We start from the raw sequence: 5,442 nt of genomic DNA on the forward strand, positions 1-5,442 counted from the left end.
AGTACCCGGTGTCATTCGCACGCACCCCGAATGCACCCGCACCCGCACCCGCTCCCAAACGCACGCCTCGAACAAAAGCACAACGCAAAAACGGACCCCTGACATGTCCCTGAACTGGATCGCAAGACGCGAATTTTTGGAACGCCTGCGCGACGGGCGCCTCTACTGGGCCGGTGGCCTCGTGCTCGTTCTGCTGCTCACCGCACTCGCAGTCGGCTGGGCTCACCAGCGCGATGCGCGTGCCGAACAGAATGCCGCGCAGGCCATGGACTATCGCGACTGGCTCAAGCAGGACAAACGCCATCCGCACGACGCCGCCCACCAGGGAATGCATGCCTTCAAGCCCGAGGCCGCGCTTGCCATGATGGACCCCGGCATCAATCCGTACATCGGCAGCACCGTCTGGTTGCAGGCGCACCGCCAGAGCGAAGTCAAGTTCAACGCCGCGCAAGACGCGACCGGCCTGCAGCGCTTCGGCAACCTCTCCGTCGGCTGGATCTTGCAGGTGCTCGGACCCCTGCTCGTCATCGTGCTCGGCTTCAATGCCTTCGCCGGCGAGCGCGAGCAAGGCATCTTGCGGCAGACCCTGAGCCTCGGCGTGCCGCCGCTGCGGCTGCTGGGCGGCAAGGCACTCGCGCTGGTGGCCTCCCTGGCCGTGCTGCTGGTGCCGGCTGCCATCGTCGCGACCCTCGCCGTCGCATTCGGCGCGGGGCCGGGCGAGCGCCTCGATGCATTGCTGCGGCTGGGCGCGTGGGCTTTCGGCTATGCCGTGTACCTCGGCATCTTCATATTCCTGGTGCTCGGCGTCTCGGCCGCGTCGTCCACCTCGCGCATGGCCATCACCGTGCTGCTGGCCTTGTGGATCGGCCAGGCCGTGATGGCGCCGCGTGTGTTGTCGGAGCTGTCGCGTGCCTGGTTTCCCAGCCCCACGCGGCTGGAGTTCGACCAGGCACTGAATGCCGAGCGCAAGGCCGTGTCCGATGCGGTCTGGCAGAAGAACTTCGGCACCACCGAGCGCTGGGGGCGCGACGTGCCGTTGTCGAAATGGGGCCTGGCGCTGCGGCTCGACGACCAGTCGTCGTATGCCGTGTACGACCGCCACTACGGCCGCCTCTGGGACACCTGGGAGCGGCAGCAGGCGGTGCAGGAATGGAGCGGCCTGCTGCTGCCCATTCTTGCGATACGCAGCTTCTCGATGGGCATGGCCGGCACCGACTTCGCGCACCACCGCAGCTTCACGACCGAGGCCGAGAACCATCGCCGCGAGATCCAGGACCTGATGAGCAAAGACCTCGTGGCGCATGCCGATCCGCTGGGCGACCGGCACTTTGCCTACCAGGCGCCGAGCGAGCTGTGGGCCACCGTGCCGCCGTTCGACTACCAGCCGCCGCATGCGGGATGGGCGCTGCTGCACCAGGTGCGCAGCCTCGCCGTGCTGTGCGTGGCGCTGCTGCTGGCTGCCGCCTTCGCGGCTTTTGCCACCGTGCGCCAGCGTGCGCTGTGAGAGGGCCGGCATGACCACGACCACCACCACCCCGGCAGCGTCCTCCATGAACGTCCCACCCCAGCCCTCGCAGGGCCGCCGCCTGCTTGCGGTGATGCGGCAAGAGTGCCGGCTGATGCTGGCCGAGCGCGGCCTCTGGATCGTCGGCGCCCTGTTCCTGCTGCTGGTGGCCTACGCCCTGGGCAACGGCCTGCTGCAGACCGCGCACCGCGACCGCGCGCAGGCGGCCGTTGCCAAGGCCGACCGCGACACCCGTGCCGAGCAGCGCGTGCAGCTCGAAGCCATTCTTGCGGGCACCGCGCAGCCCACGCCCTTCCAGAACCCGGCCGACCCGTCGCGCATGGCCAGCAGCTACGGCGGGCAGCATGCATTGCTGCCGACCGCACCGCTCGGGCCCGTGGCGCTGGGGCAGAGCGACCTGTTCCCGAGCCAGTACGAGGTCACGAACCGGAGCCGCGTGGTGTTCATGAATCCGAGCGACATCGAGAGCCCGTGGCACCTGATGAGCGGGCACTTCGACCTGGCCTTCGTCATCGTCTACCTGCTGCCGCTGCTGATCTTCGCGCTCAGCTACAACCTGCTGTCGGCCGAGCGCGAGAACGGCACCTTGCGCCTGCTGCTGTCGCAACCGCTGCGCCTGCGCACGCTGCTCGCGGGCAAGCTGTCGGTGCGCGCCGCGGTGCTGCTGGGCCCGGCGGTGCTGCTGCCGGTGGCGGTGTTGCTGGTCGCGCGGCAGGCCGGCTGGGTCGCGGCGTCGGGCGACGTCGGCGGTGCCACGCTCTGGTGGGCGCTGCTGGTGGGCGCGTATGCGTTGTTCTGGTTTGCGCTGGTGGTGGCGGTGAACGCCTTCGGCGCCTCGTCGGCGACCAACGCGATGGTGCTGGTCATTGCATGGGTGCTGCTGGTGCTGGTGGCGCCGGTGCTGTTGAACCTTGCCGTCACGCAGGCCAGCCCCGCGCCTTCGCGCACCGAGCTGGCCACGCGCCAGCGCGTGGTCACGGCCGAGGCCATGAAGCGGCACGCCGACCTGCTGAGCGCCGACTACCAGCACGTGGGCCGTGGCGCGATTCTCCTGCCGCGCGACGGCAAGATCGAAATTGCCGGCCGCGCGCTGGCCATGTATGCCATCGAGCGCGAAGTCGACGAAGCCATCCGGCCCGAGCTCGACCGCTTCGATGCGCAGCAGGCCCGCCAACAGGTGCTGCTGGGCCGCTTCGGCGCGGTGTCGCCGGCGGCCGTGGCCTACGAAGGCATGACCGCGCTGGCCGGCACCGGCGCGCGGCGCCATGCGCGCTTCGATGCGCAGACCGTGGCGCACCACGAGGCGTGGAAGGCCTTCTTCTTTCCGCGCATCGACGCGCGCGACGCGCTCACGCCGGCCGATTTCGACCGCATTCCCGCCTTCGCGTGGCAGGAAGAGCCTGCCGGCCTCGTGCGCAGCCAGGCTGCACTGGCCGTGCTGCAACTGCTGCTGCCGAGCCTGCTGCTGTTCGGCGTGGCCGCGTGGCGGCTGCGCCGCTTTTCCGTCGCCTGAGCGCCCCGTTTTTTTCTCAACCGAAGCAATCCAATGACTCCGTTCATCCGCACGGCCATGGCGCTGGCCGCCGCCACCGTCTTCCAGCCTTCGTTCGCGCAGCAGCAGCAACAACACCAGGCCAACAGCAACAACGCCGAGCTGGGCACCGTCACCATCGAAGGCAGCCGCGACGCCAGCAGCCTGCGCCTCGAAGAGTCGAGCGGCACCGCGTCGCGGCTCGGGCTCTCGGTGCGCGAGACGCCGGCCTCGGTCGAAATACTCTCGCAAGACACCATCCAGCAGCGCGGCGCGCGCACCTTCAGCGAGGCGCTGCGCGGCATGGCCGGCCTGTCGGGCGGTGGCCCGCCGTCGTCGCCGACCACGCTGTCCACGCGCGGCTTCACCAGCATCATGTACCTGTACGACGGCGTGCGCACCTCCGGCGCGGGCGTGGTCAACCGGGTGCAGGACACCTGGAACTACGATCGCATCGAAGTGCTGAAGGGCCCGGCGTCGGTGCTCGACGGCGAGGGCGCGATCGGCGGTGTCGTCAACTTCGTGACCAAGCGGCCCGACCGCGACAACCCGCACAAGGAGGCCTTGCTCTCCTACGGCAGCTACGGCTCCACGCGCGCGGCTTTCGGCTTCGGCGGCGCCCTCGGCGATGCCAGCGCCTACCGGCTGGACTACAGCCGCAACGACAGCAAGGTCGGCACCATCGACCGCAACGGCGAGCGCATCGATCACTTCACCAGCGGGCTGATGGTCGACTTCGGCGGCTCGGTCAAGCTCGACCTGGCCTTCGACTACCTGCGCGACAACAACCAGGCCTACTGGGGCACGCCGCTGGTGCCGCGCAGCTTTGCCACGCAGCCCACCGGCGTGGTGAGCACGCCCGACGGCCGCGTGATCGACCGGCGCATGACGCACATCAACTACAACGTGCTCGACGACGACAACTCGTCGGAAACCTACTGGCTGCGCGCGCGCCTGACGGGCAAGCTCGATGGCGGCTGGTCGTGGCGCAACGAGTTCTCGGCCAACAAGTCGAACCGCATGTTCCGCAACTCGGAGTTCGCGGCCTTCGAGCGGCCGGCGAACATCGGGCGCGACCAGACGATGATCACGCACGACCAGGATTTCTGGATCAACCGCTTCGACGCCACCCACAAGGGCACGCTGGCCGGCATGGACAACCGCTTCGTGGTCGGCGGCGAATACAGCGAAACCCGCTTCGGCAGCCAGCGCCGCTTTTCGAACGGCAGTGCCAGCACGGCGAACGCGCTGCGCGTGTCGGTGTTCAACCCCTACGTGGGCTTCTTCGACGACAACCCGGCACTGAGCGTGGGCGGCGGCAACCGCACCAACACGACGTCGAACGTGAAGGTGACGTCGGTCTTCGTGGAAGACGCGCTCAAGCCGGTCCGCAACCTCACGCTGGTCGGAGGCCTGCGCCATGACCGCTCCGAGGTGGAGCGCAGCATCACCGACCTGAACCTGGGAACGTACACGCGCTTCGGCACCAGCTACCGCTCGACCTCGGGCCGGCTCGGCGCGGTGTACGACATCACGCCGCAGTCGAGCGTGTATGCGCAATACACCAACGCCACGCTGCCGGTGAACTCGCTGTTCCTGCTGTCGGCGTCGAACGCGGCATTCCCGATGTCGCGCGGCAAGCAGGCCGAGGTGGGCTTCAAGCAAAGCCTTCCCGAAGCAAACCTGGAGTGGACGGCGGCGGCCTACAAGATCGAGCTGGACAACGTGCTCTCGCGCGATCCGAACAACGCAGCCAACACGGTGAACAACGGACGCCAGTCGTCGCGCGGCATCGAGTTGTCGACGGTCTGGCGGCCAACGCGCGAGTGGACGCTGGCGGGCAACCTCGCGGCACTGGATGCGCGCTTCGACAACCTGATCGAAGCGGGCAACGTCTCGCGCGTGGGCAAGACGCCACCGAACGTGCCCGAGCGTGTGGCCAACATCTTCGCGACCTACCGGCCCGACGGCTCGAAGTTCGAGTACTTTGCGTCCCTGAACCGCACGGGCCACATGTTCACGGACAACGCCAACCAGATCCGCATCAACGGCTACACGACGATGGACGCGGCCGTGAGCTACCGCCTGAAAAATGCGCTACTGACTTTCCGCGTACGCAACCTGACCGACAAGCTCTACGCCACGTGGGCAGGGCGCGCTACCAGCCAGGTACTCCTTGCGCCTCGGCGGACCTTCGAGTTGTCGGCCAAGTTCGACTTCTGACGTTTAGGGCGATTGTTCACTCTGGTCATTCAGGGCGACGCCCACGCCGACGGTGTGCTCTGCTCCGCGAATGTCCCCCGCTTCGCTCCTCCTTTATTTCGCTGCGCAGAGCACACCATCCGCGTGAGCGTCATCAGAGTGGTCGTTGATCAGCGGTACACCA

The 5,442-nt window shown here is 68.0% G+C and carries 3 protein-coding genes; all 3 read left to right on the top strand.

Annotated features, from left to right (window positions below; all coding sequences use genetic code 11):
• Nucleotides 1-103 precede the first annotated feature (103 nt).
• The 3 genes from DBV14_RS31625 to DBV14_RS31635 are packed head-to-tail and all read left to right on the top strand — an operon-like array spanning nt 104 to nt 5,279.
• Nucleotides 104-1,504 (top strand): DUF3526 domain-containing protein, encoded by a 1,401-nt coding sequence (locus DBV14_RS31625; RefSeq protein ID WP_124465720.1) that lies wholly within the window; start codon nt 104-106, stop codon nt 1,502-1,504.
• A 10-nt stretch (nt 1,505-1,514) separates the two neighbouring features.
• Entirely contained in the window at nt 1,515-3,038 is a 1,524-nt protein-coding gene (locus DBV14_RS31630; protein WP_260397300.1) for a DUF3526 domain-containing protein, read from the top strand.
• 33 nt (nt 3,039-3,071) lie between these two features.
• Nucleotides 3,072-5,279 (top strand): TonB-dependent siderophore receptor, encoded by a 2,208-nt coding sequence (locus tag DBV14_RS31635; RefSeq protein ID WP_124465723.1) that lies wholly within the window; start codon nt 3,072-3,074, stop codon nt 5,277-5,279.
• Nucleotides 5,280-5,442: the final 163 nt, after the last annotated feature.

The sequence above is a fragment of the Variovorax sp. KBW07 genome (assembly GCF_003852515.1).
Taxonomy (GTDB): domain Bacteria; phylum Pseudomonadota; class Gammaproteobacteria; order Burkholderiales; family Burkholderiaceae_C; genus Variovorax.